This is a genomic window from Pseudomonas cerasi (assembly GCF_027983475.1).
In the GTDB taxonomy this organism is placed as follows: domain Bacteria; phylum Pseudomonadota; class Gammaproteobacteria; order Pseudomonadales; family Pseudomonadaceae; genus Aquipseudomonas; species Aquipseudomonas cerasi.
Window position 1 is genome coordinate 813750 of record NZ_JAQJVM010000001.1, and the last position, 25585, is coordinate 839334.

The 25585-nt window shown below is 60.9% G+C and carries 19 protein-coding genes and 1 riboswitch; of the genes, 7 read left to right on the plus strand and 12 right to left on the minus strand.

The features are described from left to right. Positions 1 to 30: 30 nt before the first annotated feature. The 8 genes from PI739_RS03685 to PI739_RS03720 all read right to left on the minus strand — a co-directional run bounded on the left by PI739_RS03685 (position 31) and on the right by PI739_RS03720 (position 8215). Positions 31 to 1689, minus strand: coding sequence for a BatD family protein (locus tag PI739_RS03685; RefSeq protein ID WP_024661609.1), 1659 nt, complete (start codon positions 1687 to 1689; stop codon positions 31 to 33). After that, on the minus strand, positions 1686 to 3404 hold the full coding sequence (locus PI739_RS03690; RefSeq protein ID WP_058415887.1) for a VWA domain-containing protein: 1719 nt from the start codon (positions 3402 to 3404) through the stop codon (positions 1686 to 1688). Before PI739_RS03690 ends, PI739_RS03685 begins: the two co-directional genes overlap by 4 nt. Beyond that, positions 3401 to 4459, minus strand: coding sequence for a vWA domain-containing protein (locus PI739_RS03695; RefSeq protein ID WP_240879869.1), 1059 nt, complete (start codon positions 4457 to 4459; stop codon positions 3401 to 3403). Before PI739_RS03695 ends, PI739_RS03690 begins: the two co-directional genes overlap by 4 nt. Continuing rightward, positions 4452 to 4946, minus strand: coding sequence for a DUF4381 domain-containing protein (locus tag PI739_RS03700; RefSeq protein WP_004414100.1), 495 nt, complete (start codon positions 4944 to 4946; stop codon positions 4452 to 4454). Before PI739_RS03700 ends, PI739_RS03695 begins: the two co-directional genes overlap by 8 nt. After that, the gene (locus PI739_RS03705; protein WP_003318876.1) at positions 4943 to 5887 is read right to left on the minus strand and encodes a DUF58 domain-containing protein; all 945 of its coding nucleotides are present in this window, start codon (positions 5885 to 5887) and stop codon (positions 4943 to 4945) included. Before PI739_RS03705 ends, PI739_RS03700 begins: the two co-directional genes overlap by 4 nt. A 4-nt stretch (positions 5888 to 5891) precedes the next feature. Beyond that, the gene (locus PI739_RS03710; protein ID WP_003342804.1) at positions 5892 to 6851 is read right to left on the minus strand and encodes an AAA family ATPase; all 960 of its coding nucleotides are present in this window, start codon (positions 6849 to 6851) and stop codon (positions 5892 to 5894) included. Positions 6852 to 7060: 209 nt separating this feature from the next. Then, a complete protein-coding gene (locus PI739_RS03715) occupies positions 7061 to 7807 on the minus strand; it encodes an amidohydrolase family protein (RefSeq protein ID WP_248695963.1) in 747 nt (248 codons plus the stop codon). 48 nt (positions 7808 to 7855) lie between these two features. After that, the gene (locus PI739_RS03720) at positions 7856 to 8215 is read right to left on the minus strand and encodes a hypothetical protein (protein ID WP_004414094.1); all 360 of its coding nucleotides are present in this window, start codon (positions 8213 to 8215) and stop codon (positions 7856 to 7858) included. Positions 8216 to 8582: 367 nt separating this feature from the next. Here PI739_RS03720 and PI739_RS03725 point away from each other — a divergent pair, with 367 nt between their 5' ends. Further along, on the plus strand, positions 8583 to 13439 hold the full coding sequence (locus PI739_RS03725) for an NAD-glutamate dehydrogenase (protein ID WP_004414092.1): 4857 nt from the start codon (positions 8583 to 8585) through the stop codon (positions 13437 to 13439). Positions 13440 to 13523: 84 nt separating this feature from the next. On the opposite strand, the gene mntP is transcribed toward PI739_RS03725, so the two are convergent. Together mntP and acnB are read right to left on the minus strand one after the other, a co-directional pair. Further along, on the minus strand, positions 13524 to 14093 hold the full coding sequence (gene mntP / locus PI739_RS03730) for a manganese efflux pump MntP (RefSeq protein WP_004414091.1): 570 nt from the start codon (positions 14091 to 14093) through the stop codon (positions 13524 to 13526). A 6-nt stretch (positions 14094 to 14099) separates the two neighbouring features. Further along, a riboswitch (yybP-ykoY riboswitch) is annotated at positions 14100 to 14265 on the minus strand. 107 nt (positions 14266 to 14372) lie between these two features. After that, positions 14373 to 16973: a bifunctional aconitate hydratase 2/2-methylisocitrate dehydratase gene (gene acnB, locus PI739_RS03735; RefSeq protein WP_004414089.1), complete on the minus strand. Its 2601-nt coding sequence runs from the start codon at positions 16971 to 16973 to the stop codon at positions 14373 to 14375. Positions 16974 to 17376: 403 nt separating this feature from the next. On the opposite strand from acnB, the gene PI739_RS03740 reads away from it, so the two are divergent. The 5 genes from PI739_RS03740 to PI739_RS03760 all read left to right on the plus strand — a co-directional run bounded on the left by PI739_RS03740 (position 17377) and on the right by PI739_RS03760 (position 22068). Next, positions 17377 to 17847: a DUF1289 domain-containing protein gene (locus PI739_RS03740; RefSeq protein ID WP_002554470.1), complete on the plus strand. Its 471-nt coding sequence runs from the start codon at positions 17377 to 17379 to the stop codon at positions 17845 to 17847. An 84-nt stretch (positions 17848 to 17931) separates the two neighbouring features. Then, the gene (gene miaE / locus PI739_RS03745) at positions 17932 to 18543 is read left to right on the plus strand and encodes a MiaE family protein (RefSeq protein ID WP_003368536.1); all 612 of its coding nucleotides are present in this window, start codon (positions 17932 to 17934) and stop codon (positions 18541 to 18543) included. 153 nt (positions 18544 to 18696) lie between these two features. Then, positions 18697 to 19185: a MarR family winged helix-turn-helix transcriptional regulator gene (locus tag PI739_RS03750; RefSeq protein ID WP_003368537.1), complete on the plus strand. Its 489-nt coding sequence runs from the start codon at positions 18697 to 18699 to the stop codon at positions 19183 to 19185. Positions 19186 to 19257: 72 nt separating this feature from the next. Beyond that, positions 19258 to 20466 carry an HlyD family secretion protein gene (locus tag PI739_RS03755; protein ID WP_004414082.1) on the plus strand — a complete coding sequence of 403 codons (1209 nt, stop codon included), beginning with the start codon at positions 19258 to 19260 and terminating at the stop codon, positions 20464 to 20466. A 42-nt stretch (positions 20467 to 20508) separates the two neighbouring features. After that, positions 20509 to 22068, plus strand: coding sequence for a DHA2 family efflux MFS transporter permease subunit (locus tag PI739_RS03760; protein ID WP_223272521.1), 1560 nt, complete (start codon positions 20509 to 20511; stop codon positions 22066 to 22068). A gap of 357 nt (positions 22069 to 22425) precedes the next feature. Here PI739_RS03760 and lpxH read toward each other — a convergent pair whose 3' ends face one another. Together lpxH and PI739_RS03770 are read right to left on the minus strand one after the other, a co-directional pair. Next, the gene (gene lpxH / locus PI739_RS03765; RefSeq protein WP_058396639.1) at positions 22426 to 23172 is read right to left on the minus strand and encodes a UDP-2,3-diacylglucosamine diphosphatase; all 747 of its coding nucleotides are present in this window, start codon (positions 23170 to 23172) and stop codon (positions 22426 to 22428) included. Beyond that, entirely contained in the window at positions 23169 to 23672 is a 504-nt protein-coding gene (locus PI739_RS03770; protein WP_003404493.1) for a peptidylprolyl isomerase, read from the minus strand. Before PI739_RS03770 ends, lpxH begins: the two co-directional genes overlap by 4 nt. A 207-nt stretch (positions 23673 to 23879) precedes the next feature. Between PI739_RS03770 and PI739_RS03775 the strand changes: the two genes are divergently transcribed. Next, the gene (locus PI739_RS03775) at positions 23880 to 25574 is read left to right on the plus strand and encodes a glutamine--tRNA ligase/YqeY domain fusion protein (protein WP_054081165.1); all 1695 of its coding nucleotides are present in this window, start codon (positions 23880 to 23882) and stop codon (positions 25572 to 25574) included. Positions 25575 to 25585 lie beyond the last annotated feature (11 nt).

Here is a 25585-nt window from a genome sequence, read left to right on the forward strand (position 1 = left end):
TCGTATAGGGGTGTTGCCTGAGCTGCATCCTTATTTGGGATACAGCGGCGGCAACCCGGCATCACCTGCCGGGTCCTGAATATGTTCGGCGGCGGGCAGCTTGCGCACCGCGCGCCAGAGGTCCCCGCCCAGCCACAATTTGCCGGTTTCGCTGTACAGCGCACCGTTGAGACCGTCCAGGGCATCGGACAGCGGCACGAAACGCGCGGCCATTTCGGCCAGGGTTTCCGGTTGCTGGCGTGCCCAGGCGTCGAGCGCCTGACGGGTGCCCTGCGGATCATTGGCCAGGCAGGCGCGTTTGAGGTCATCGAGTACGGTACGCGGGCTGGGCCCGGTCTGCACGGCCCGGGCGATTGCCGGCTGTCCACGGGCGCGCCACCACAGGCCGAAACCGAGCAGTGTGGTGCAAAGCAGCAGCAATGTGCTCATCTGCCACGGCCAGACTGGCGGACCGATCACGGTCACGCCGCTCATGTCGTTGTTCACCGGGGTGTCCACCGCCAGACCGGGGTTGCTGCTGATCTGCAGGGTGCGCGCGGGCAGGCTGGTGTGCTCCAGATGATCTTCGCGGGTATTCCACCAGGTCACTTCAACCGCAGGCAGGTCGATTGCCCCGGCGCGGGCTGGCACCAGGGCCTCGCGTTCTTCGCGCGTGCCGATCAGGCCGCGTTCGCTGGGCAGGTTGCGCAGTTGTGGCTGATCCGGGTAACGCCGCAGGCCAGGTACTTCTGTGGGCGGCAGAGGTGGCAGCTGCGCGCCGGCCAGCCCTTCGGCCTTGAGCGTCAGGGTGCGGGTCAGCGAATCGCCGACCTGCGTAGTGCCGGGCTCCGGGCTCCAGCTTTCTTCCAGGTTGATACTGCGTGCCGGCAACCAGGCGACATCGGCCGGGTAGTCGGCAGGCTTGGGCTTGACGGTCAACGGCACTTCGGCGGACTTGACCCGCACCGATCGGCCCGGCTGCGGACCGAACGGATTGCTGTCCTGGGCTTGCGAACCCTCGGCAGGCGTCTGCACCAGCGTGGCGCTGAACACTTGCGCCGGTATCTTCAGCACGCCGCTCTGCTGCGGGTAGATCGCGTAGCGTGTCTCGATGACCCCGTGGCGCACACCGTTGATCAGCTTTTCGTAAGTGCGCGAGTCACCGAGTTTTTCGACCCGTGCGTCCGGCACTTGCAAGGGGCTCAGGCTGCTGTCGTCGAACAGCGAAACCGAGTGGTAGACGCGCAGGGTCAGCACGGCCTGGGCCTGAACATACACGCTGTCCTGATCCAGGCTCGCTTCAATAAAGATCGATGCCAGATGGTTGCCTTGCTCCTGGGGCTCGCTCTGCAGGACCTGCAAGGTCAGCGGCTGGCTTTTCAGCTCGCCCAGTTGCAGCGACGGAATCAACACGCTTCCCGTCTCGCGAGGCAGCAGGGTGACGATCCAGCGCGTCGTTGCCTGGCTGCTGCCATCCAGGGTTTTCAGGCTGTTGAGCTGGCGCGTGTCGCGCACCTCGAAACTGCTTTCCAAGGCGCTCATGTCCGGCTTGCCGAACTGCGTCACATCGTCGGTTTCCAGCGTCAACTCGACGGTTTCTCCGGCGTTTAGGCGCGTGCGGTCAACGCTGGCGGTCAGTTGCGCAGCCTGCAGCGACAAGGTGATCAGGCTCAGCAGCAGGCCGATCAATAAGGTGTAAACGCGACTCATCGGGTCTTTTCCTGATGTTGCTGTTCGTAGCGAAATTTGCGCCGCAACAGTTCGCCCGGATCATCCGGAATCTGCCTCAGCCACTGCTCCAGCTCCTGACGCCGCTCGCCGGTCATGGGGCTGTCGGCGGACTGAAGCGGCGGGCGGGTGGTCTGTTCGTCGTCTGCCGACTCGCCCGAGGTGGCCTGGCCGCTGCTGTCCGGCGGCAGGCTTTCGCTGGTGCCGGGTTGATCCGATCGGGACGGGTTCTGCTCGGCGGGTGAAGCGCTGCTATTGGGATCTTGCGACGCCTGCTGACCTTCTTCGCCTTGATCGGCCTTGTTCTGTTCGTCCTGGGCAGGCTTCTGCTCTTCGGTCTGATCCAGCAGACTTTGCACCAGTGCCCGATTGGTTTGTGCCGCAGGGAAGTCGGGCTGCCGGTCCAGGGCCTGCTCGTAGGCATCCAGTGCCGCTGCCAGCTCGCCGTTACGGGCCAGCGCATTGCCACGATTGTAGTGGTCGGCGGCGCTGTTGCCTTCGGCAAACTGCCGGGCGGCGCTGGCGTAGTCTTGCGCCTGGTAAAACGCCACGCCTTTCCAGCGCGAGTCTTCGAAGCGTTGCGCAGCTTCGGCTGGCCGGTGCTGTTCCAGCAACCGCTGGCCCTGTTGATCGGGACGCAGCCACAGGTCCTGAAACTCGAACGCCTGGCTGTTCTGCGGAAACATGAATATCAGCGGCAGGCAGAACAGCCAGCCGCGCCGACCGGCCAGTGCCGCGATAAGCAGCAGGGGCAGCAGCAACCAGTGGCCCTGGTCAGCCCAGGTGTCGAGTTGCACGAACTGGCCGTCGCGGCTCATGTGTCGAGGGCTGGCCAACAGACCAAGGCTGCGCAAGTCCTCTTCATCGCCGCGTGCCTGGCGATAGCTGCCACCGACCTGATCGGCGAATTCGTTGAGGCTGGTGCTGTCCAGGCGCGGGACCAGAATCGCACCCTGATCGTCCTTGAGCAGGCTGCCGTTTTCCTGTGTGACCGGCGCGCCTTCGGGCGTGCCGACCCCGAGGATGAGCAGTGGCGGCGATTGCCCGCGCAACGCGGCACGGATGCCCTGACGTTCCTGTTCGCTCAGCGACGAGGTGATCAACAGAATCCGCCCCTGACCCAATGCGCCCTGTTTGAGCAGGTGCAGCGCTTTCTGCACGGCCAGATCGGCGCGCTGGCCGGTCACCGGCATGATCGACGGTCTGATGGCTTCCAGCAGGTTGTGGCTGGTGACCAGATCATCGGACAGCGGCACCAGGGTGTGTGCGCTGCCTGCGTAGACAACGACGGCGGTCTGCGCATCGCTGCGCTTTTGCAACAGGTCCAGCAGCTTGCGTCTTGCCTGTTCCAGACGGGTAGGGGGCGTGTCGGTGGCGAGCATCTGTGGGGTGAGTTCGAGAATCACCACCAATGGATCGACCGGCTTCTGGCTGATCTGTTCGACGCGCTGCCAACTGGGGCCCAGCAAGGCGAAAAGGGCCAGCAACCAGGCGAGCCCCAGCGCGACCCATGGCAGTTTGCTGTTGCTGCCGCGCCCACCGTTGAGCAACACCTCGTGAAAGTGAGTGGGCAGCAGCATTTGCCAGCGTCCGGCGCGTTTCTGCCGGTGCCAGAGCCGCCAGATCAGCAGCGCCAGCAGTGGCGTGATCAGCAGCCATTCCGGGCGAAACCAGTGCGGCCAGAGCCCGCTGATCATCGCGACCTCCACAGGCTTTTGCAGCGCTCACGCCAGTTGATGGAACGCACCGCCGTCAGTAGGCGTTGCAGGGCGTTGTTCGGCCACAACTCACGCAGCACCAGCAGCACACTCAGCAGCAGGGCTGTCGCCAGTGGCCATTGATAAAGCGCTTGCGCCGGACGCGCCTGGGTGGGCTGCTGTGTCACCGGCTCCAGGGCATCGAGGGTGGCGCGGATTTTTTCCAGTTGGTCGCCATCGCGCGCGCGGAAATACTGGCCACCGCTTAGGCTGGCGATTTCCTTGAGTGTCGGTTCGTCCAGATCAAGACTGGGGTTGAGGCCAAGTACGCTCTGCAGCGCGTCCTTGTCAGGGTCCGAGCCGATGCCGATCGGGTAGATTTTCACCCCTTCTTCGGCAGCCAGGCGTGCGGCGGTGATCGGATCGATCTGACCGGCGTTGTTGGCGCCGTCGGTGACCAGCACCAGCGCACGACTGGTGGCCGGACGCATACGCAGACGTTTCAGGGCCAGCCCGATGGCATCGCCCAGTGCGGTGTTCTTGCCTGCAATGCCTATCCTCGCCTCGTCGAGCCAGACCCGCACAGTGCGGCGGTCATAGGTCAGTGGCGCCTGAACAAACGCCTGGGTGCCGAACAGGATCAGGCCGACCCTGTCGCCCTTGCGGCCTTCGAGAAAGTCACCGAGCAGTTGTTGCACCAGCACCAGCCGGCTGACTTCATCGCTTTTCCATTGCATGTCCGGGTAGTCCATCGAGCCAGACACGTCGACCGCCACCAGCAGATCGCGGCCGCTGGCAGCCACCGGCAGCGGCTCGCCCAGCCACTGCGGTCGCGCCGTGGCGATCAGCAGCAACAGCCAGATCAGCAAGAACGGCGCACGCTGTCTCCACACCGGCAGATTGGCTTTGGCGCGGCGACCGCTCAGGCCTTCGAGTTCACTGAGAAAGCTGACCTTGAGCGCGGGCTCGCCGCTGTCGGCCATGGGCAGCAGGGCGCGCATCAGCCACGGCAATGGCAGCAGGGCGAAGACCCACGGCCAGGCGAACTCAAACATGTTTGCGGATCCAGGTATCGACTGCCTGAGTCAGGCCGGTGATGGCCTTGTCGTCCAGTTTGCACTCGGGCTTGTAAGCGCCTTCAACCAGAATCATCCAGCGCGTCAGGCCGGCCGCCGGGCAGCGATTGTCGAGGAACGCCAGCCATTTGCGGCCGTTAAGGGTATGGCTCTGGCTGTGTGGGTAGTGGTTACGGCACAGGCGCTTGAGCAGGCCGTTGATCTGCTGCAGCCAGGCACCGGCCGGCGCGCCGTCGTAGGGTTTCGGCAGGCTGGCCAGTTCCGCCAGCGCGGCGAGGCGAACCGGGTCCAGCGGCTGTTCGCTGCGCACGTTGCGGGCCTTGGCCGGCAGCAGTTTGCGCAAGCGCCACAGACCCCAGCCCGCCACGGGGATCAGCAACAGCAGCAGCCACCAGCCCGGCGCAAGCGGCCAGAAGCCGACGGCTTCGGGCGCAATCAGCGGCTCCAGCTGATCGAGGGGATTCATTTGCGCTTCACCGGACGTCGCGCGTTGAGGTATTCGCGCAGTTGTTCGACGAGCTCCGCCTGGGTACTCAATGGCATGAGCAATACCCGCAGCTTCTGCGCCAGCAACTCCCAGCGCGCCGTGCGCTCCTCGCCCTGTTGTCGGTAGGCGCGGCGCAGTTCGGGGTTGAGGGTGTCGATTTCGAGTTGCGCGCCGCGTTCGGCAAAGCGCAGCAAACCGGCAGCGGGCAGGGCGCGGTCCAGTGGGTCGGAAAGCGGCAGCAACAGCAGGTCGCTGTGCCGTGACAGCAGGCTCAGTTGTTGTTCGGCGGCATCGGACAGGGCGCGCTCGTCGCAGAGGACGATGACCAGACTGCCGGGGCGCAGCACTTCCCGTGCGCGACGCAGCGCAGTGCCGAACGCATCGCGGTCTGGCGGAATCTCGGTATGCAGCGACTGATTGACCCGCACCAGCCGGTTGAGCAACTGCAGCAGGCTTTGTTTGCTGCGTCGCGGCTTGATCTCGTAGTGTTCGTTATCGCCGAACACCAACCCGCCGACTCGGTCGTTGTGTTCCAGCGCCGCCCAGCCGATCAGCGCGGCCGCCTGAGCCGCGAGTACCGACTTGAACATCAGGCCGGAGCCGAAGAACAGCCGTCGGCTCTGTTCCACCAGAATGAAAATGGGCCGCTCGCGTTCCTCATGGAACAGCTTGGTGTGCGGCTCCTGCGTGCGTGCCGTGACGCGCCAGTCGATGCTGCGCACATCGTCACCGGCCTGATAGACCCGCACCTGATCGAAATCCACACCACGCCCGCGCAACTTGGAATGGTGCAGGCCGATCAGCGGGCTGCGTTGGCTCGGGGTGGAAAACAGCTGCACTTCCCGCACCCGATGACGCATCTCGATCAGCTCGCTGAGGCTGACGCGGATGCCCGGCTGGGGGATCAGGTAGGGTTGCATGGGGTCAGGCGACGGCCACGACGTCGAGGATGCGCTGAATCACGCGATCCTGATCGATACCGGCCGCTTCGGCCTCGAACGACAGGATGACCCGGTGGCGCAAGACATCGAACAGCACCGCCTGAATGTCTTCGGGGCTGACGAAGTCGCGTCCGGCCAGCCAGGCATGTGCACGGGCACAGCGGTCCAGCGAGATGGAACCCCGCGGGCTGGCACCGTAGGCAATCCATTCGGCCAGTTCCGGGTCGAACTTGGCCGGGGTACGGGTGGCCATGACCAGTTGTACCAGGTATTCCTCGACCGCATCGGCCATGTACAGGCCAAGGATTTCCTTGCGTGCGGCAAAGATCGCCTGCTGGCTGACGCGACGCTCCGGCTTGGTTTCGCCGTTCAGGGCTTCGCCACGCGCCTGTTGAAGGATCTTGCGTTCGACGGCGGCATCCGGGAAGCCGATCTTGACGTGCATCAGAAAACGGTCGAGCTGGGCTTCGGGCAGCGGGTAGGTGCCTTCCTGCTCGATGGGGTTCTGGGTCGCCATGACCAGAAACAGCGGCGACAGGTCGTAGGTGCTGCGCCCGACACTGACCTGCCGTTCGGCCATGGCTTCGAGCAACGCCGACTGGACCTTGGCCGGCGCACGGTTGATTTCGTCGGCCAGCACCAGGTTGTGGAAGATCGGCCCTTGCTGGAACACGAAGCTGCCGGTTTCCGGGCGATAGATCTCCGTACCGGTGATGTCGGCAGGCAGCAGGTCGGGGGTGAATTGAATGCGGTGAAACTGGGCTTCGATGCCTTCTGCCAGCTCCTTGATGGCTTTGGTCTTGGCCAGGCCGGGAGCGCCTTCGACCAGCATGTGGCCGTCGGCAAGCAGAGCGATGAGCAGGCGTTCGATCAGCTTTTCCTGGCCAAGGATCTGCGTTGAAAGAAAAGTTCGCAGCGCAATCAGCGCTTCACGATGTTCCATCGGTGACGGTTCCTGGCAGGGCGAACAGCGGTGTCTGGTGACTGCTGAGCTGGGGGCGATACTTTAATCCATCCAGGCAGGTATCGACTAACGACTACCGCGTTTTTTATTGCATTTAGAGAAGTGCCTGTCATTTATGCAGGTATTGTCCTACATGATACATAGGTATCCATGTAGGAAGGCTGGCTATGGCTCTCGGAACCACGGCGTCAGAGTCGATAGAAGTCCGCCGCGTTTTCCCACAGCGCCTGACGGGCGCCGCTTTCGCCCAGTGCGTCGATCAACAGTTCGATATCGTCAGGCCTGAAGCGGCGGGGTGCGCGGGTCGACGGCAGGTCGGTGCCGAACATCAGGGCATTCGGGTTGGCGGCGTGGATATCCCTGAGCGCCTCGCGCACCGGAAAGTCAACACGCCCGAAACCACAGGCCTTGACCCGAACACCGTGCTCGGCAAGGCGCAGGAGCACGGGCAGCCCTTCGGCACTCAACCCCAGGTGATCGATGCTGATGGCAGGTAGTTTGCGCAGGCGTGTTTCGATGGGCGCCAGTTCTCGCGAGTCGATATACAGCTCGGAGTGCCAGCCTGCGTGTTCATGGACACGCAAGGCCAGTGCCTCCAGCTGGTCGAGCTGCTCCGAGCCGCCGCGCTTGAGGTTGAAGCGCAAGGCGCGCACGCCTGCCGCGTTCAGGTTGTCCAGCTCTGCATCGGTGACGCTGGCGGGCAATTGCGTGACACCGACGAAACCCGGTCCCAGCAGGCGCAGGGCCTGAAGAAGATATCCCTGATCAAAGCCCTGAAAGGAACCGGACACCACCGCGCCGCCCTGAACGCCCAGCTGCTGGACCGTCGCAAGGTAGTCAGCGACACCGAACGGCTCCGGTAGATAGCCGTTATTGGCGATCAGCGGGAAATGCGGGTCGATGATGTGGCAGTGGGCGTCGAAAATGCGGTTCATGACACACTCCTGTTCGGCGAAGTACTCACTCTAGCGCTTTTTTGATCATCAGCTGATTGTGCTGGTGTACTCACCGACGTTTTCGAGAATGACCTGTAACGTTTGGTGAACGTCCTGCAACTCGCCTGCATCGGTGGCGTGGAGAATTTCGTACTGATGGTGGCCATCGAGCTGCTTGGCGTCCTGCGTGTCGATTTCCACCAGCAGGCGCTCGGCACTGAAGGTGACTTTCAGGCTGGACACACTCAGGGACTTGTCGTCGCTGACGGTGATTTCCACTTCGTTCTCGTCCGGGAAGCGGGTCAGGGAAAACAGCATGCCGTTTTCTGCGTGGCAGCAGAGCAGCGCCATATCGTCATATTCGTCGTCGCACGGGTTGGCGATGAGGCTGGCGGTCTTGATTTGCATGGGTGGCTCCGGGTCTGTCCAGGTAAGGCGTGAGTGAATTTTGCCAGTCCCGGGCAAATAATGTCGGGCGATATTGGCACCATCGTGCGCAGTGTATCGCGACCTGATGACCGAATATGTCGCAGCCTCGTAAGCAGTGTGCGCTCAGCTCTCGTTAAGCTGCGTGACGGACAAGTGGTGTACGGTGTCGGGTGCGCGTAGCGTTTTTTCACTCCAATGTACAAATGTGACTACCCTGACACGGCGCGCGTTACTACTTTAGCTTTACACTCGATCAGGTGATGCCCACGCGATTGGATGCAAGGGCACCCCGGTTTCAACACCTTCTTCAAGCCTCCCCAATAAAAGCCAAAGCGGAGTACCACAGATGGCGTTCTTCACCGCAGCCAGCAAGGCCGACTTCCAGCATCAACTGCAAGCGGCACTGGCTCAGCACATCAGCGAACAGGCACTGCCACAAGTGGCGCTGTTCGCCGAGCAATTCTTCGGCATTATTTCCCTCGACGAACTCACCCAGCGGCGGCTTTCCGACCTGGCAGGCTGCACCTTGTCCGCATGGCGCCTGCTGGAGCGTTTCGAACATGCTCACCCGCAGGTCCGGGTCTACAACCCCGATTACGAGCGCCACGGCTGGCAATCGACTCACACTGCCGTTGAAGTGCTGCATCATGACCTGCCGTTTCTGGTCGACTCCGTCCGCACCGAGCTGAACCGCCGCGGCTACAGCATCCACACCCTGCAGACCACCGTGCTGAGCGTGCGTCGCGGCGCTGCTGGCGAATTGCTCGAGCTGCTGCCCAAAGGCACCGCCGGCGACGACGTGCTGCAGGAATCGCTGATGTACCTGGAGATCGACCGCTGCGCCAACGTCAGCGAGTTGAACGTGCTGGCGCGCGAGCTGGAGCAGGTGCTGGGCGAAGTACGCGCTGCCGTCGAAGATTTCGGGCCGATGAAAGCGCGTCTGCACGAGCTGCTGGCCAGTATCGATGCCAACGAGTCCAACACCGACGTCGAGGAAAAAGCCGAGATCAAGGTCTTCTTGCAATGGCTGGTGGACAACCACTTCACCTTCCTAGGCTACGAAGAGTTCGAAGTGCGTAACGACGCCGAAGGCGGCCAGTTGGTCTACGACGAGTCGTCCTTCCTGGGGCTGACCCGACTGCTGCGCCCTGGTCTGACCCGCGAAGAGCTGCACATCGAAGACTACGCGGTGAAATACCTGCAGGAACCGGTGCTGCTGTCGTTTGCCAAGGCGGCGCATCCAAGCCGCGTGCACCGTCCGGCGTACCCGGATTACGTTTCGATCCGGCAGATCGACGCGTCGGGCAAGGTCATCAAGGAATGTCGTTTCATGGGCCTGTACACCTCGTCGGTGTATGGCGAGAGCGTGCGACAGATTCCGTACATCCGTCGCAAGGTCGCCGAGGTCGAGCGTCGCTCCGGTTTCGACGCCAAGGCGCACCTGGGCAAGGAACTGGCGCAGGTGGTCGAAGTGCTGCCACGTGACGACCTGTTCCAGACGCCGGTGGACGAATTGTTCACCACGGTCATGTCGATCGTGCAGATTCAGGAGCGCAACAAGATTCGCGTGTTCCTGCGCAAGGACCCGTACGGGCGTTTCTGCTACTGCCTGGCCTATGTGCCGCGCGACGTGTACTCCACCGAAGTGCGCCAGAAGATCCAGCAGGTCTTGATGGATCGCCTCAAGGCCAGCGATTGCGAGTTCTGGACGTTCTTCTCTGAATCGGTGCTGGCGCGGGTGCAGTTGATTCTGCGCGTAGACCCGAAGATCAATCTGGAGATCGACGTCGCCCAGCTGGAAAACGAAGTCATTCAGGCGTGCCGTTCGTGGAAGGACGACTACGCCAGTCTGGTGGTTGAAAGCTTCGGTGAAGCGCACGGCACCAATGTGCTGGCAGACTTCCCGAAAGGCTTCCCGGCTGGCTACCGCGAGCGTTTTGCGGCGCATTCGGCAGTCGTCGACATGCAGCACGTACTGAGCCTCAGCGAAGCCAATCCGCTGGTGATGAGCTTCTACCAGCCACTGGCCGGTGGCCGCCAGCAATTGCATTGCAAGCTGTATCACGCCGATACACCGCTGGCCCTGTCCGACGTGTTGCCGATTCTGGAAAACCTCGGCCTGCGGGTGCTGGGCGAGTTCCCGTACCGCCTGCATCATGCCAACGGTCGCGAGTTCTGGATTCATGATTTCGCCTTTACTTACGGCGAAGGTCTGAACCTCGATATCCAGCAGCTCAACGACACCCTGCAGGATGCGTTCGTGCACATCGTGCGCGGCGATGCCGAAAACGATGCGTTCAACCGTCTGGTACTCACCGCCGGCCTGCCGTGGCGCGACGTGGCACTGCTGCGTGCCTATGCGCGCTATCTGAAGCAGATTCGTCTGGGCTTTGACCTGGGTTACATCGCCACCACGCTGAACAACCACACCGACATCGCCCGTGAGCTGACGCGTCTGTTCAAGACCCGGTTCTATCTGGCGCGCAAGCTGGGTTCCGACGATCTTGACGACAAGCAGCTGCGTCTCGAACAGGCGATTCTGACTGCGCTGGACGACGTGCAGGTGCTCAACGAAGACCGCATCCTGCGTCGTTATCTGGACCTGATCAAGGCAACCCTGCGGACCAACTTCTATCAGGCCGATGCCAACGGGCAGAGCAAGGGCTACTTCAGCTTCAAGTTCAACCCGCGCCTGATTCCCGAGTTGCCCAAGCCGGTGCCCAAGTTTGAAATCTTCGTTTATTCGCCGCGTGTCGAAGGCGTGCATCTGCGCTTCGGCAACGTGGCGCGTGGCGGCCTGCGCTGGTCGGACCGCGAGGAAGACTTCCGTACCGAAGTGCTGGGCCTGGTAAAAGCCCAGCAGGTGAAGAACTCGGTCATTGTGCCGGTAGGTGCCAAGGGCGGCTTCGTGCCGCGTCGCCTGCCGACCACCGGCAACCGCGACGAAGTGCAGGCCGAGGCAATCGCCTGCTACCGCATCTTCATCTCCGGGCTGCTGGACATTACCGACAACCTCAAGGAAGGCGCGCTGGTGCCGCCGGTCAACGTCGTGCGGCATGACGACGATGACCCGTATCTGGTGGTGGCCGCCGACAAGGGCACGGCGACGTTCTCCGACATCGCCAACGGCATTGCCATCGATTACGGCTTCTGGCTGGGTGACGCCTTCGCTTCCGGTGGTTCTGCCGGTTATGACCACAAGAAGATGGGCATCACCGCCAAGGGTGCCTGGGTGGGCGTACAGCGTCACTTCCGTGAACGTGACATCAATGTGCAGCAGGACAGCATCAGCGTGATCGGTATCGGCGACATGGCCGGTGACGTGTTCGGCAACGGCCTGCTGATGTCTGACAAGCTGCAACTGGTCGCAGCGTTCAACCACCTGCACATCTTCATCGATCCGAATCCGGACCCGGCCAGCAGCTTTGCAGAGCGTCAGCGCCTGTTCAATCTGCCGCGCTCGTCCTGGACCGACTACGACACCAGCATCATGTCCGCTGGCGGCGGGATCTTCCCGCGCAGCCTGAAGAGTATCGCCATAACCGAACAGATGAAGGCGCGCTTCGATATCAAGGCCGACAAGCTGACCCCGACCGAACTGCTGCATGCGCTGCTCAAGGCGCCGGTCGATCTGTTGTGGAACGGCGGTATCGGCACGTACGTGAAGTCCAGCGAAGAATCGCATGCCGATGTGGGCGACAAGGCCAACGATGCGCTGCGCGTCGACGGCAACGAGCTGCGCTGCAAGGTGGTGGGCGAGGGCGGCAACCTGGGCATGACCCAGCTGGGCCGTGTCGAGTTCGGCCTCAATGGCGGCGCGACCAACACCGACTTCATCGACAATGCGGGCGGTGTGGACTGCTCCGACCACGAAGTGAACATCAAGATCCTGCTCAACGAAGTGGTGCAGGCCGGTGACATGACCGAGAAGCAGCGCAATCAGTTGCTCGAAAGCATGACCGATGAAGTAGGCCACCTGGTGTTGGGCAACAACTACAAGCAGACCCAGGCGTTGTCGCTGGCAGCCCGTCGCGCTTACGAGCGGATTGCCGAATACAAGCGTCTGATGAGTGACCTGGAGGCGCGTGGCAAGCTTGATCGTGCCATCGAATTCCTGCCTGCCGAAGAGCAGATTGCCGAGCGGATTGCAGCCAAGCAGGGCTTGAGTCGTGCCGAGCTGTCGGTGTTGATCTCGTACAGCAAGATCGACCTCAAGGAAGCGTTGCTGGAATCCCGTGTGCCGGATGACGACTATCTGGCGCGTGATATGGAAACCGCGTTCCCGCCTTCGCTTGGCGCCAGGTTTTCCACAGCCATGCGCGGCCATCGTCTGAAGCGCGAAATCGTCAGCACGCAGATCGCCAACGATCTGGTCAACCACATGGGCATCACCTTCGTGCAGCGGCTCAAAGAGTCGACCGGCATGAGCGCTGCTGCGGTGGCCGGTGCCTACGTGATCGTGCGTGACATCTTCCACCTGCCGCACTGGTTCCGTCAGATCGAGGCGCTGGACTACAAGGTTTCGGCGGAAATCCAGCTGGCGCTGATGGATGAGCTGATGCGTCTGGGGCGTCGAGCCACGCGCTGGTTCCTGCGCAGTCGTCGCAATGAACTGGACGCTGGCCGTGACGTGGCGCACTTCGGTCCGCACCTCGCTGCACTGGGCCTCAAGCTTGACGAGCTGCTGGAAGGGCCTACCCGCGAGATGTGGCAGACCCGTTATCAGGCGTATGTCGAAGCCGGTGTGCCGGAACTGCTGGCGCGCATGGTCGCCGGTACGACACATCTGTACACGCTGTTGCCGATCATCGAAGCCTCCGACGTGACCGGGCAGAACGCTGCCGATGTCGCCAAGGCGTACTTTGCCGTTGGCAGCGCGCTGGACATAACCTGGTACTTGCAACAGATCAGCAGCCTGCCGGTGGAAAACAACTGGCAGGCGCTGGCGCGTGAAGCGTTCCGTGACGATGTCGACTGGCAACAGCGGGCAATCACCGTGTCTGTTCTGCAGATGGCCGACGGTCCTTCGGAAATCGACGCGCGTCTGGCCCTGTGGCTGGAACAGCATGCTCTGATGGTCGAGCGCTGGCGTGCCATGCTGGTCGAACTCCGTGCGGCAAGCGGTACGGATTACGCGATGTACGCGGTTGCCAACCGCGAGCTGCTGGACCTGGCCATGAGCGGGCAGGGCATCACCGTGTAATCGGGCTGTAAAAGTTGTACCCATAAAAAACCCGCATCGAAAGATGCGGGTTTTTTTGTCTGCTCGACGCGTTCTGTAAGTCGATTACAGCGCCGACAGATGCTCGTAAAGAATCGTTGCACCGACCACGATCAGTACGATACCGCCAACGATTTCAGCGCGTTTGCCGACCATGGTGCCCAGTACCCGGCCCAGCATCACGCCGATGGTGACCATGACGGTAGTCGCCAGGCCGATGGCCAGGGCGGCAACCACGATATTGACGTCGACAAATGCCAGGCCTACGCCGACCGCCAGTGCATCGATACTGGTGGCGAATGCGGTGACGGCAAGAATCCAGAAAGAATGCTGCCCCGGCTTTTCCTGCTCTTCGTCATCGTCTTGCTTGATGCCGTTGTAGATCATGTGCAGGCCGAGCACCAGCAGCAGAGTGAAAGCGATCCAATGGTCCCAGCTCTCGGCGAAGCGCGCAGCCACCTGGCCGATACCCCAGCCTATGACTGGCGTGATGGTTTCGATGGCGCCGAATATGAGGCCCGTGCGCAATGCTTCGAGAAAGCGCGGTTTATGCAGGCTTGCTCCTTTACCAAGGGCCGCAGCAAAGGCGTCCGTGGACATGGCAAGCGCGAGAAAGAGGAGGGAAATCGGATTCACGGTTATATCCAGTCGGGCTATGAGTCAACGACGCAACCACACGCCCGACTTTAGGCATGGATGCATCGTTGGTCTCGCCAACCAGAAGGTGTTCGCACCACGGCATGCTGCCGAGAATGTTGATGCGAACGCTCTGTGACCGGAGTCAAGAGCAGGCTACTCCCCAACAAGGGCCGCCACTATAGCCATGTGAATGTGAAAAATATATGTACGTGTTCGATTGAGGGCAAAAAAAACCCCATCGCGAGGATGGGGTTCTTATGGTGCCTGCTTTCGTGCTTACACTTGAACGGCCGGGATGTTGGCGTTCGCAGCGGCTTCACGGAACTCGGCGATCTGATCGAAGCTCAGGTAGCGGTACACGTCCGCTGCCATGGTATCGATCTGGTTGGCGTAGCTCATGTACTCTTCGACCGTCGGCAGACGACCCAGAATAGACGCAACGGACGCCAGCTCGGCCGAGGCCAGGTAGACGTTCGCGCCGTCACCCAGTCGGTTCGGGAAGTTACGGGTCGACGTCGACACTACGGTCGAGTTCGGTTCCACGCGCGCCTGGTTACCCATGCACAGCGAGCAGCCCGGCATTTCCATGCGCGCGCCAGCCTTGCCGTAGATGCCGTAGTAGCCTTCTTCGGTCAGCTGGTGAGCATCCATCTTGGTCGGCGGCGACAGCCACAGACGCGTCGGCAGCTGGCCCTTGACCTGATCCAGCAACTTGCCCGCAGCGCGGAAGTGGCCGATGTTGGTCATGCAGGAGCCGATGAACACTTCATCGATCTTCTCGCCCTGTACCGAAGACAGCAGGCGGGCATCGTCCGGGTCGTTCGGCGCGCAGAGCACAGGCTCCTTGACGTCGGCCAGATCGATTTCGATGATTTCGGCGTACTCGGCGTCCTTGTCGGCTTCCAGCAGCTCCGGGTTGGCAACCCAGGCTTCCATCGCCTGAGCACGACGCTCCAGAGTGCGCGGATCACCGTAGCCCTGTTCGATCATCCAGCGCAGCAGGGTGATGTTCGAATTCAGGTATTCGATGATCGGCTCTTTGGCCAGCTTGATGGTGCAACCGGCAGCCGAACGCTCGGCAGAGGCGTCGGACAGCTCGAAAGCCTGTTCGATGCTCAGGTTGTCGAGGCCTTCGATCTCCAGGATGCGACCGGAGAATGCGTTCTTCTTGCCTTTCTTCTCTACGGTCAGCAGGCCAGCCTGAATCGCGTAGTAAGGAATGGCGTGAACCAGGTCGCGCAGGGTGATGCCAGGTTGCATCTTGCCCTTGAAGCGAACCAGGATCGATTCAGGCATGTCCAGCGGCATGACGCCCGTTGCAGCGGCGAACGCCACCAGGCCGGAGCCGGCCGGGAAGGAGATACCGATCGGGAAGCGGGTGTGCGAGTCGCCACCGGTACCGACGGTGTCCGGCAGCAGCATGCGGTTCAGCCAGCTGTGGATGATGCCGTCGCCCGGACGCAGGGAAACGCCGCCGCGGGTCATGATGAAGTCAGGCAGCGTGTGGTGCGTCTTGACGTCGATCGGCTTCGGATAAGCTGCGGTGTGGCAGAACGACTGCATGACCAGGTCGGTCGAGAAGCCCAGGCACGCCAGGTCTTTCAGTTCGTCGCGGGTCATCGGGCCAGTGGTGTCCTGGGAGCCGACGGTGGTCATCTTCGGTTCGCAGTAGGTGCCCGGACGAACGCCCGCTACGCCGCATGCCTTGCCGACCATCTTCTGCGCCAGGGTGTAACCCTTGGTGCTTTCGGCTGGCTGGTCAGGGGTCTTGAACAGGTCGAACTCCGGCAGGCCCAGTTCGGCGCGCGCCTTGCTGGTCAGGCCGCGGCCGATGATCAGCGGAATACGGCCGCCAGCGCGGACTTCGTCGAGCAGCACCGGGGTCTTCATTTCGAAGGTGGTGATGACTTCGTCGCTGTCGTGCTTGCAGACCTTGCCAGCGTAGGGGTAGACGTCGATCACGTCACCCATGTTGATGTTCGAGACATCGAATTCGATTGGCAGAGCGCCAGCATCTTCCATGGTGTTGTAGAAGATCGGAGCAATTTTGCTGCCGAAGCAGAAACCGCCGGCACGCTTGTTCGGGACGTAAGGGACGTCGTCGCCGAAGAACCAAAGTACCGAGTTGGTTGCCGATTTACGCGAGGAACCGGTACCGACCACGTCACCGACGTAGGCAATCGGGAAGCCCTGACCGCGCATTTCTTCGATCTGCTTCATCGGGCCGATGGCGCCCTGGACGTCAGGGACGATCCCGTCACGGGCCATTTTCAGCATGGCCAGTGCGTGCAGCGGGATGTCTGGACGCGACCAGGCATCAGGGGCAGGGGACAGGTCATCGGTGTTGGTTTCGCCGGTGACCTTGAAGACGCGCAGGCTGATCTTGTCGGCCAGCGTCGGACGCTTCTTGAACCACTCGCCGTCGGCCCAGGACTGCAGGACAGCCTTGGCGTGGGCATTGCCGTTCTTGGCTTTTTCGGCCACGTCGTGGAAGGCGTCGAACATCAGCAGGGTGTGCTTGAGTTGTTCGGCAGCGACTGGCGCGAGGGTGGCGTCGTCGAGCAGTTCAACCAGGGTGACGATGTTGTAGCCACCTTGCATGGTGCCGAGCAGTTCGGTAGCGCGTTTTTTGTCGATCAGGGGAGAAGTGGCTTCGCCCTTGGCCAGGGCAGACAGGAAACCGGCCTTGACGTAGGCAGCTTCGTCAACGCCTGGCGGAACGCGATTGGTGATCAGGTCGACAAGGAAAGCTTCTTCGCCAGCCGGGGGATTCTTCAGCAGCTCGACCAGGCCTGCAGTTTGTTCGGCGTTAAGCGGCTGGGGCACGATGCCCTGGGCGGCACGCTCTTCGATATGTTTACGGTAGGCTTCAAGCACAGTATTAACCCTCATCAGTGGTCCCAAATGGGTGTCCGGGACGCTCATCCAGAAATCGCCCGTACCCACGCAAGGCTTATTGAGCCTTGTTGGCAGGGTAGCGGTGATTCCTAACAGAAGCTGTTTTCAAAGTTTTACGCCTGCAGGGCGGGGGGGAGTGGCGGTCGACACGGCCATTCGTGATGAGGGAATGGCCTGTCGACGCCGCACTGCGGGATTAACTTGACTGTGCTCGTGACGCTTTGAAAACAGCTTCCAACGGACATTGGCGCCTTAAAAGGCTCGCTGATTCTACGCCAAAACTTTGCCGAAGGTAAGTTAGCCCCTACATCTTCGGGGGTGAACTTGCTTAGACAAAGGGCTAACATGAGCCCCTGTTTCGCCTTCCCCAGTCCTGCCTGACATGCCCGATTACATTATCAAAACCCCCTGCGTCGGCCTTTGCTCCACTGTTTACGGGGATCTGGTGTGCCGTGGCTGCAAGCGCTTCCACCACGAGGTCATCCACTGGAACGGCTATAACGAGGATGAAAAAAGAGCGGTCTGGCTGCGTCTGGAGCAACTGCTGGTCCAGGTGATGACTGCCAAGCTCGAAGTCTTCGATGCCGACAAGCTGCGTGCGCAGCTGACCCAGCGCAAGATCCGCTTTGTGCCACACCAGTCCGAATACTGCTGGGCTTACCAGTTGATCGCCCGTGGCGCACGGGTCATCAGCCAGGTCGAGGCCTACGGTTTCGTGTTGTTGCCGGAGTTTCGCGACTGGACGCTGCCGGAACTGCGCGATGCCATCGACCGCGAGTTTTTCCTGCTCTCCGAGGCGCACTATCAGCGCTATATCGCGCCGGGCTTTCTGCGCGACGCATTCGGCGCCTGACAAAACCGGCATGCTTTTGTGTCGCGAGGTACCGTGGCTCCTCGTATAATGCGCGGCCGTGCCTCTCCGTCATTCTGTGAGCCTATGTACCCGATCCCTGAAATCGAAGCCTTTCTGCTTTGCCGCACCCCCGACAGCTGGGTCCAGGCCGCGCTGCGCAATCTGGACATCCTGCTGATCGACCATGCGAACAACGAGAAGAAGGCCGCCGGGGCTGCGTTCCAGTTCATGTTTCAGTACAACGACAAGTTCGACCTGTTGAGCAAGATGTCGCGTCTGGCCCGGGAAGAGCTGCGCCACTTCGAGCAAGTCATCAGCATTATCAGAAAGCGCCAGATCCCCATGGCCAACATCAGCTCGGCCCGTTATGCCGGAGCGCTGCGCAAGCTGGTGCGTAATCACAACCCCTACCGGCTGACCGATGCGCTGATCGTCGGTGCCATCGTCGAGGCTCGTTCCTGTGAGCGATTCGCCGCGCTGGTGCCGCATCTTGACGAAGAGCTGGCCAAATTCTATGGCGGTCTGCTGAAGTCCGAAGCGCGGCACTTTCAGGACTACCTCAAGCTGGCTTACAGCTATGGCGACAAGGCTGATGTCGATGCCAAGATCGAGGAGATCCGTCTGGCCGAGCGTGAGCTGATCGAAAGTCCTGACGAAGAGTTCCGCTTTCACAGTGGCGTCCCTGTCGCCGCCTGATTCCTCTCGCACGTCCGCCCCCCAAAACGACCGCCTTGCCAGCGGTCGTTTTTTTATGGGGATTTAGTAAGCACGCTAATAAATGCTTTGACAACGGCTGCCTAGGCAGTAATATTTTGCAATCACTGCCTAGGCAGCTATCTGGGTCAATCCGTGAAACATTTCAGCCCCGACAATTTCGAATCCAGCCTCATCGGGCTGCTGGTCGGTCGTACCAATGCGCTCAAAGACCGCATGCTCGACAAGTACCTGCTGCCCTATGACGTGACGTTCGCGCAGTTCAAGGTGCTGATCATCATTGCCCAGTTTTCTACCGATACCCCCGTGGAATTGTGTCGGCACCTGTCACTGGACAGCGGTTCGATGACCCGCATGCTCGATCGTCTGGAACAGAAAGGGCTGGTGGTGCGCAAGCGCTCCGCGACCGATCGTCGTCAGGTGCGTCTGGCGCTGACCGAGCAGGGACAGGCGCTTTCCGATCTGTTGCCGCAGATTGGCGCCGACGCGATGAATGACACGTTCGCCGCGCTCGACAGTGAAGAGGTCGAGAGCCTGAAAAGAATTCTCACCAAGGTGCTGGTGGCTGCCGATGACCACATCACCCTGACTCGTTTGAGCTTCAACCCCAAAGCTAAAAGCTGAGCAGCCGACGTGTTGGCAGGCGTGAGCCTGATCGCCGTCGTTCCGTCGCTTCGCTGATTAAAGGTAACTGCCATGGCCACTGCTGCCGCTGAAAACACATCTGCCCAGGCTCCTCAACAGGAGCCGAAGTCTGGCAAGCGCAAGTTCCTGCTGATCGGGCTTGCCATTGTCGTGGTGATCCTCGCACTGGGCATCTGGGCCTGGTACGAGATCTACGGCCAATGGAGCGAAGAGACCGACGACGCCTATGTCAATGGCAACGTGGTCGAAATCACCCCGCTGGTCACCGGAACCGTCATCAGTATTGGTGCCGACGATGGTGATCTGGTGCACGAAGGGCAGGTCCTGCTCAAGTTTGACCCGAGCGATGCCGAAGTCTCGTTGCAGAGCGCCGAGGCCAATCTGGGCAAGGTTGTGCGCCAGGTGCGCGGCCTTTACAGCAACGTCGATGGCATGAAAGCGCAACTGGCCGCGCAGCGTGCTGCGGTGCAGACCGCTCAGGACAACTATAACCGTCGTCGCAGCCTCGCAGCCGGCGGGGCGATTTCCCAGGAAGAGCTGTCGCACGCAAGAGACAGCCTGACCAGCGCGCAGAGCGCCCTGAACAATATTCAGCAGCAACTCAGCACCAGCGTGGCGTTGGTCGATGACACCGTGGTGTCATCACACCCGGACGTCAAGGCTGCGGCCGCACAGTTGCGTCAGGCCTACCTGGCCAATGCACGTTCGACGCTGGTGGCACCGGTCACCGGCTACGTCGCCAAGCGCACCGTGCAACTGGGGCAACGCATTCAGCCGGGCACTGCAACCATGGCGGTCATTCCGCTGGATCAGTTGTGGATCGATGCCAACTTCAAGGAAACCCAACTGGGCAAGATGCGCATCGGTCAGCCAGTGGAGATCAGCTCCGACCTGTATGGCAGCGATGTGAAGTACAGCGGCACCATCGACAGCCTGGGGGCCGGTACCGGCAGTGCCTTTGCGTTGTTGCCTGCGCAGAATGCCACTGGCAACTGGATCAAGATTGTCCAGCGTGTGCCGGTGCGGGTGCACATCAACCCTGAAGAACTGGCGAAGTCCCCGTTGCGTATCGGCCTGTCGACCACGGTTGAAGTCAATCTGCATGACCAGAGCGGTCCGGTCCTGGCGCAACAGCCGCGCAAACAGGCGGCCTTCAGCACTCAGGTGTACACCGAGCAACTGGCTGACGCCGACGCGCTGATCGCCCGCCTGATTCACGAGAACAGTGCGCCCGGTGGCAAGACTGCCGTTCAGCGCTGAACCGCCAATCCGTGAGCCCCGGCCTGCTGGCCGGGGTGTCGCATTCGTCTTCAGGGATTCGCGATGAGCAACAACGCCCCCGCTTCTTTTACCCCGCCAAGCCTGTTGCTGTGCACCATCGGTCTGTCGCTGGCGACCTTCATGCAGGTGCTCGATACCACGATTGCCAACGTGGCGCTGCCGACCATCGCCGGCAATCTGGGTGTCAGCTCGGAGCAGAGCACCTGGGTGATCACCTCGTTTGCGGTCAGCAACGCGATTGCCTTGCCACTGACCGGCTGGCTCAGTCGCCGCTTCGGTGAGGTCAAGCTGTTCCTGTGGGCCACCATTCTGTTCGTGATGGCTTCGTTCCTGTGCGGTATTTCCCAGTCCATGCCGGAACTGGTGGGCTTTCGCGCGCTGCAGGGCATGGTCGCCGGTCCGCTGTATCCGATGAGTCAGACCCTGCTGATTGCGGTGTACCCACCCGCCAAAAGAGGCATGGCCCTGGCATTGCTGGCGATGGTGACGGTGGTGGCGCCCATTGCCGGTCCGATCCTCGGTGGTTGGATCACCGACAGCTATAGCTGGCCCTGGATCTTCTTCATCAACATTCCCATCGGCTTGTTCGCCGTGCTGGTGGTGCGTACCCAGATGGCCAAAAGGCCGGTCACGACTGCTCGTCAGCCGTTGGACTATATTGGCCTGATAGCGCTGATCGTCGGTGTGGGCGCGCTGCAGATAGTGCTCGACAAGGGTAATGATCTGGATTGGTTCGAGTCGAACTTCATCATCTTTGGCTCGCTGATTTCGCTGGTCGCGTTGACCTTCTTCGTGATCTGGGAAATGACCGACAAGCATCCGATCGTCAACCTGCGCCTGTTTGCCTACCGCAATTTCCGCATCGGCACACTGGTCATGATCGGCGGCTATTCCGGCTTCTTCGGCATCAACCTGATATTGCCGCAGTGGTTGCAGACCCAGATGGGCTACACCGCGACCTGGGCTGGGCTGGCCGTCGCGCCGATTGGCATCCTGCCGGTACTGATGTCGCCCTTTGTCGGCAAGTACGCGCACAAATTCGATCTGCGTCTATTGGCCGGGCTGGCATTCCTGGCGATGGGGTTGAGTTGCTTCATGCGTGCAGGCTTCAACACCGACGTGGATTTCGAGCATGTGGCGATGGTGCAGTTGTTCATGGGCATTGGCGTGGCACTGTTCTTCATGCCGACTCTGAGTATTCTGCTGTCTGACCTGCCGCCCAATCAGATCGCCGATGGTTCAGGGCTGGCAACCTTCCTGCGCACCCTGGGTGGCAGCTTCGCAGCCTCGCTCACCACCTGGATCTGGATTCGCCGCGCCAACCAGCATCATGCCTACCTGAGTGAAAACATCAGCACCTTCGACCCAGCCACCCGCCACGCCCTTGACAGCCTGGGCGGCGCCAGCCCGCAGGCCTACGCGCAACTGGAGCAGACCCTCAACGCCCAGGCCTACATGATGTCCACCGTGGATTACTTCTACCTGCTGGGCTGGATATTCGCAGGACTGATCCTGCTCGTCTGGCTGGCCAAACCTCCATTCGCCGCCAAGGCCGGGCCTGCGGCAGGGGGCGGGCACTAGTTTCTTATGCGCCTATCTGAACCGTGCCTTTGGCCAAACTGCTCTAAAGTGCTTTTTCAACCGCGATGGCACAGACGACGCAGAGTGCGACGTTAGTGACAGGGCGAAGGAACCCGACGAAGTCGGGCCGGAAACAGGAGCGGGGACTTTGCTCACTTTGGCCCCTCAAAGTGAGTCGTCGAGGGGCGAAAAGGTGACCTGAGCCGAACGGCAATCCAGCTGAAGGCGCAGAACCGCTATGTGACGCGGAGCGTCACGAACTGCATTACCACGCGGAGCGTGGGAACGAGAGTCTGAGTCGGACTTCAATCCACCTGAAGTCGCAGAGCCGCTGTGCTCTCAGCCGTTACCGCGCAATCAATTCAACAGCGCAGTCGTTTCAGGCACAAAGTCGAACGGGTTCAGGCTGAAACCCTGATCATCCACCTGCAACACCCAGCCCTGACGATCCCAGTCACCCAGCACAATGCGCCTGGCCGCCTGATCGCCAATCTGCAACTTATGAATCGCCGGACGATGAGTGTGACCGTGGACCAACGTACGCACGCCGAACTGCTGCATGATCCGCGGCACCTCGTCCGGCGTCACATCGACAATATCGTTGGCCTTCATACGGGTTTGCGCACGGCTCTCATTACGCAACTTGCGCGCCAGCTTATGGCGGGTGCCCAGCGGCAAATGGCGCAGAATGAAAAGCGTCAGCGGATGGCGCAGATAGCGACGCATCCGGATATAACCTTCATCGCGGGTGCACAGACTGTCGCCGTGCATCAGCAGCACCGGCTCACCGTTCAACTGCACGACGCTCGGGTCACTCAGCAGCGTGCAGCCTGCTGCCTTGCAGAAACCCTTGCCGAGCATGAAATCACGGTTGCCGTGCATCAGAAAAATTCGTGTGCCGCTGTCGCTCAACTCGCGCAGGGCCTTGCAGATCGAAAGCTGGAACGGCGACATCGCGTCGTCACCGATCCAGACTTCAAAAAAATCCCCGAGGATATACAGCGACTCGGCGTCGCGAGCGCGTCCTGCGAGCAGATCCAGAAACGCCCGGGTAATGTCCGGGCGCTCCTGTTCAAGGTGCAGATCGGAGATCAGCAGTATCACTCAACGATCTCGGCTTTCTCGATGATCACGTCTTCTACCGGGACGTCCTGATGGCCGGCCTTGCTGGAAGTTGCCACGCCTTTGATCTTGTCGACGACGTCAGTGCCTTCGATCACTTCACCGAATACAGCGTAACCCCAGCCTTGAACGGTCTTGGCGCTGTGGTTCAGGAAGGCGTTGTCAGCGACGTTGATGAAGAACTGCGCAGAGGCCGAATGCGGCTCCATGGTGCGGGCCATGGCGACGCTGTACTTCTTGTTCGGCAGACCGTTGTCGGCTTCGTTCTGGATGCTCGGGCGCTTGTCTTTCTTTTCTTTCATGCCAGGCTCGAAACCGCCGCCCTGAACCATGAAGTTGCCGATCACACGGTGGAAAACCGTGTTTTCGTAATGACCGGCTTTAACGTATTCGATGAAGTTGGCAACGGTCAGCGGCGCCTTTTCTTCGTTCAGTTGCAGCACGATGTCGCCGTGGTTGGTAGTCAGCTTTACATTAGGCATTTGGGAAGTCGCTCTCTAGTCATGCATGAATGGGCAGATTATGACCCTGACGCGCAGTTTACAGACGAGGTTACATTTTTCAGCGCTTTTGCAGCTTTTATGCCTTCAAATACGCAGTCTGTTGTCAGGGACTTGACAGCTTCGGCTATGATAAGCGCTTTGATTTAGTCGGCCTACCCTGGCCGCGCACGTATGTCCAAGGATCCTATGAGCAAGCCCACTCCAGAACCCGCTGCCCATTCAAAGGCAGGTCCAGCCGTACCGACCAATTTCCTGCGTCCTATCGTGCAGGCAGACCTGGACTCGGGCAAGCACAGCAAAATCGTGACCCGCTTTCCGCCGGAGCCCAACGGCTACCTGCACATCGGTCACGCCAAGTCGATCTGCGTGAACTTCGGTCTGGCCAAGGAGTTCGGTGGCGATACGCACCTGCGTTTCGATGACACCAACCCGGCCAAGGAAGACCAGGAATACATCGACGCCATCATGAGTGACGTCAAGTGGCTGGGCTTCGAATGGGCGGGCGAAGTGCGCTACGCCTCGCAGTATTTCGACCAGTTGCACGACTGGGCGGTCGAGCTGATCAAGGCGGGCAAGGCTTACGTTGACGATCTGACCCCCGAACAGGCGCGCGAATATCGCGGCACCCTGACCGAGCCGGGCAAGAACAGTCCGTTCCGCGAGCGCGGCGTCGAGGAAAACCTCGACCTGTTCGCGCGCATGAAAGCCGGCGAGTTCGAGGATGGCGCTCGTGTACTGCGCGCCAAAATCGACATGGCCTCGCCGAACATGAACCTGCGTGACCCGATCATCTACCGCATTCGTCATGCGCATCACCATCAGACCGGCGACAAGTGGTGCATCTACCCGATCTATGACTTCACCCACGGTCAGTCGGATGCCCTCGAAGGCATCACCCACTCGATCTGCACCCTGGAGTTCGAAAGCCATCGTCCGCTGTACGACTGGTTCCTCGACAACCTGCAGGTGCCGTGCAAGCCGCGCCAGTATGAGTTCTCGCGCCTGAACCTGAACTACACCATCACCAGCAAGCGCAAGCTCAAGCAACTGGTTGACGAGAAACACGTCAGTGGCTGGGATGACCCGCGTATGTCGACGCTGTCGGGCTTCCGTCGTCGTGGCTACACGCCGAAATCGATTCGCAATTTCTGCGAAATGATCGGCACCAACCGCTCTGACGGCGTGGTCGATTTCGGCATGCTCGAATTCAGCATCCGCGACGACCTGGACCACAGCGCGCCGCGCGCCATGTGCGTGCTGCGCCCGCTGAAAGTGGTCATCACCAACTACCCGGAAGGTCAGGTCGAGAAGCTGGAACTGCCGCGCCACCCGAAAGAGGACCTGGGCATGCGCGAGCTGCCGTTCTCGCGTGAGCTGTACATCGACCGCGACGATTACATGGAAGAGCCGCCAAAGGGCTACAAGCGTCTTGAGCCCAATGGCGAAGTGCGTTTGCGTGGCAGCTATGTGATCCGCGCCGATGAAGCGATCAAGGATGCCGACGGCAACATCGTCGAGCTGCGTTGCTCCTACGATCCGGACACCCTGGGCAAGAATCCTGAAGGCCGCAAGGTCAAGGGCGTCGTGCACTGGGTGCCGGCAGCCGAGAGCATAGAGTGCGAAGTGCGTCTGTACGATCGTCTGTTCCGTTCGCCAAACCCTGAAAAAGCCGAAGAGGGCGCAAGCTTTCTGGACAATATCAACCCGGACTCCCTGCAAGTACTGACCGGTTGTCGCGCCGAGCCCTCGTTGGGCCAAGCGCAGCCGGAAGACCGTTTCCAGTTCGAACGCGAAGGTTATTTCTGCGCGGACATCAAGGACTCCAAACCTGGTCGACCTGTCTTCAACCGCACCGTGACGTTGCGGGATTCCTGGACCTGATGCTGTACGTT

What these genes read in the sequence shown, in the direction of transcription:
- PI739_RS03685 (WP_024661609.1), bottom strand. Translation starts at nt 1,689, where the DNA reads ATGAGTCGCGTTTACACCTTATTGATCGGCCTGCTGCTGAGCCTGATC.
- PI739_RS03690 (WP_058415887.1), bottom strand. Translation starts at nt 3,404, where the DNA reads ATGATCAGCGGGCTCTGGCCGCACTGGTTTCGCCCGGAATGGCTGCTG.
- PI739_RS03695 (WP_240879869.1), bottom strand. Translation starts at nt 4,459, where the DNA reads ATGTTTGAGTTCGCCTGGCCGTGGGTCTTCGCCCTGCTGCCATTGCCG.
- PI739_RS03700 (WP_004414100.1), bottom strand. Translation starts at nt 4,946, where the DNA reads ATGAATCCCCTCGATCAGCTGGAGCCGCTGATTGCGCCCGAAGCCGTC.
- PI739_RS03705 (WP_003318876.1), bottom strand. Translation starts at nt 5,887, where the DNA reads ATGCAACCCTACCTGATCCCCCAGCCGGGCATCCGCGTCAGCCTCAGC.
- PI739_RS03710 (WP_003342804.1), bottom strand. Translation starts at nt 6,851, where the DNA reads ATGGAACATCGTGAAGCGCTGATTGCGCTGCGAACTTTTCTTTCAACG.
- PI739_RS03715 (WP_248695963.1), bottom strand. Translation starts at nt 7,807, where the DNA reads ATGAACCGCATTTTCGACGCCCACTGCCACATCATCGACCCGCATTTC.
- PI739_RS03720 (WP_004414094.1), bottom strand. Translation starts at nt 8,215, where the DNA reads ATGCAAATCAAGACCGCCAGCCTCATCGCCAACCCGTGCGACGACGAA.
- PI739_RS03725 (WP_004414092.1), top strand. Translation starts at nt 8,583, where the DNA reads ATGGCGTTCTTCACCGCAGCCAGCAAGGCCGACTTCCAGCATCAACTG.
- PI739_RS03740 (WP_002554470.1), top strand. Translation starts at nt 17,377, where the DNA reads ATGCCCGATTACATTATCAAAACCCCCTGCGTCGGCCTTTGCTCCACT.
- miaE (WP_003368536.1), top strand. Translation starts at nt 17,932, where the DNA reads ATGTACCCGATCCCTGAAATCGAAGCCTTTCTGCTTTGCCGCACCCCC.
- PI739_RS03755 (WP_004414082.1), top strand. Translation starts at nt 19,258, where the DNA reads ATGGCCACTGCTGCCGCTGAAAACACATCTGCCCAGGCTCCTCAACAG.
- PI739_RS03770 (WP_003404493.1), bottom strand. Translation starts at nt 23,672, where the DNA reads ATGCCTAATGTAAAGCTGACTACCAACCACGGCGACATCGTGCTGCAA.
- PI739_RS03775 (WP_054081165.1), top strand. Translation starts at nt 23,880, where the DNA reads ATGAGCAAGCCCACTCCAGAACCCGCTGCCCATTCAAAGGCAGGTCCA.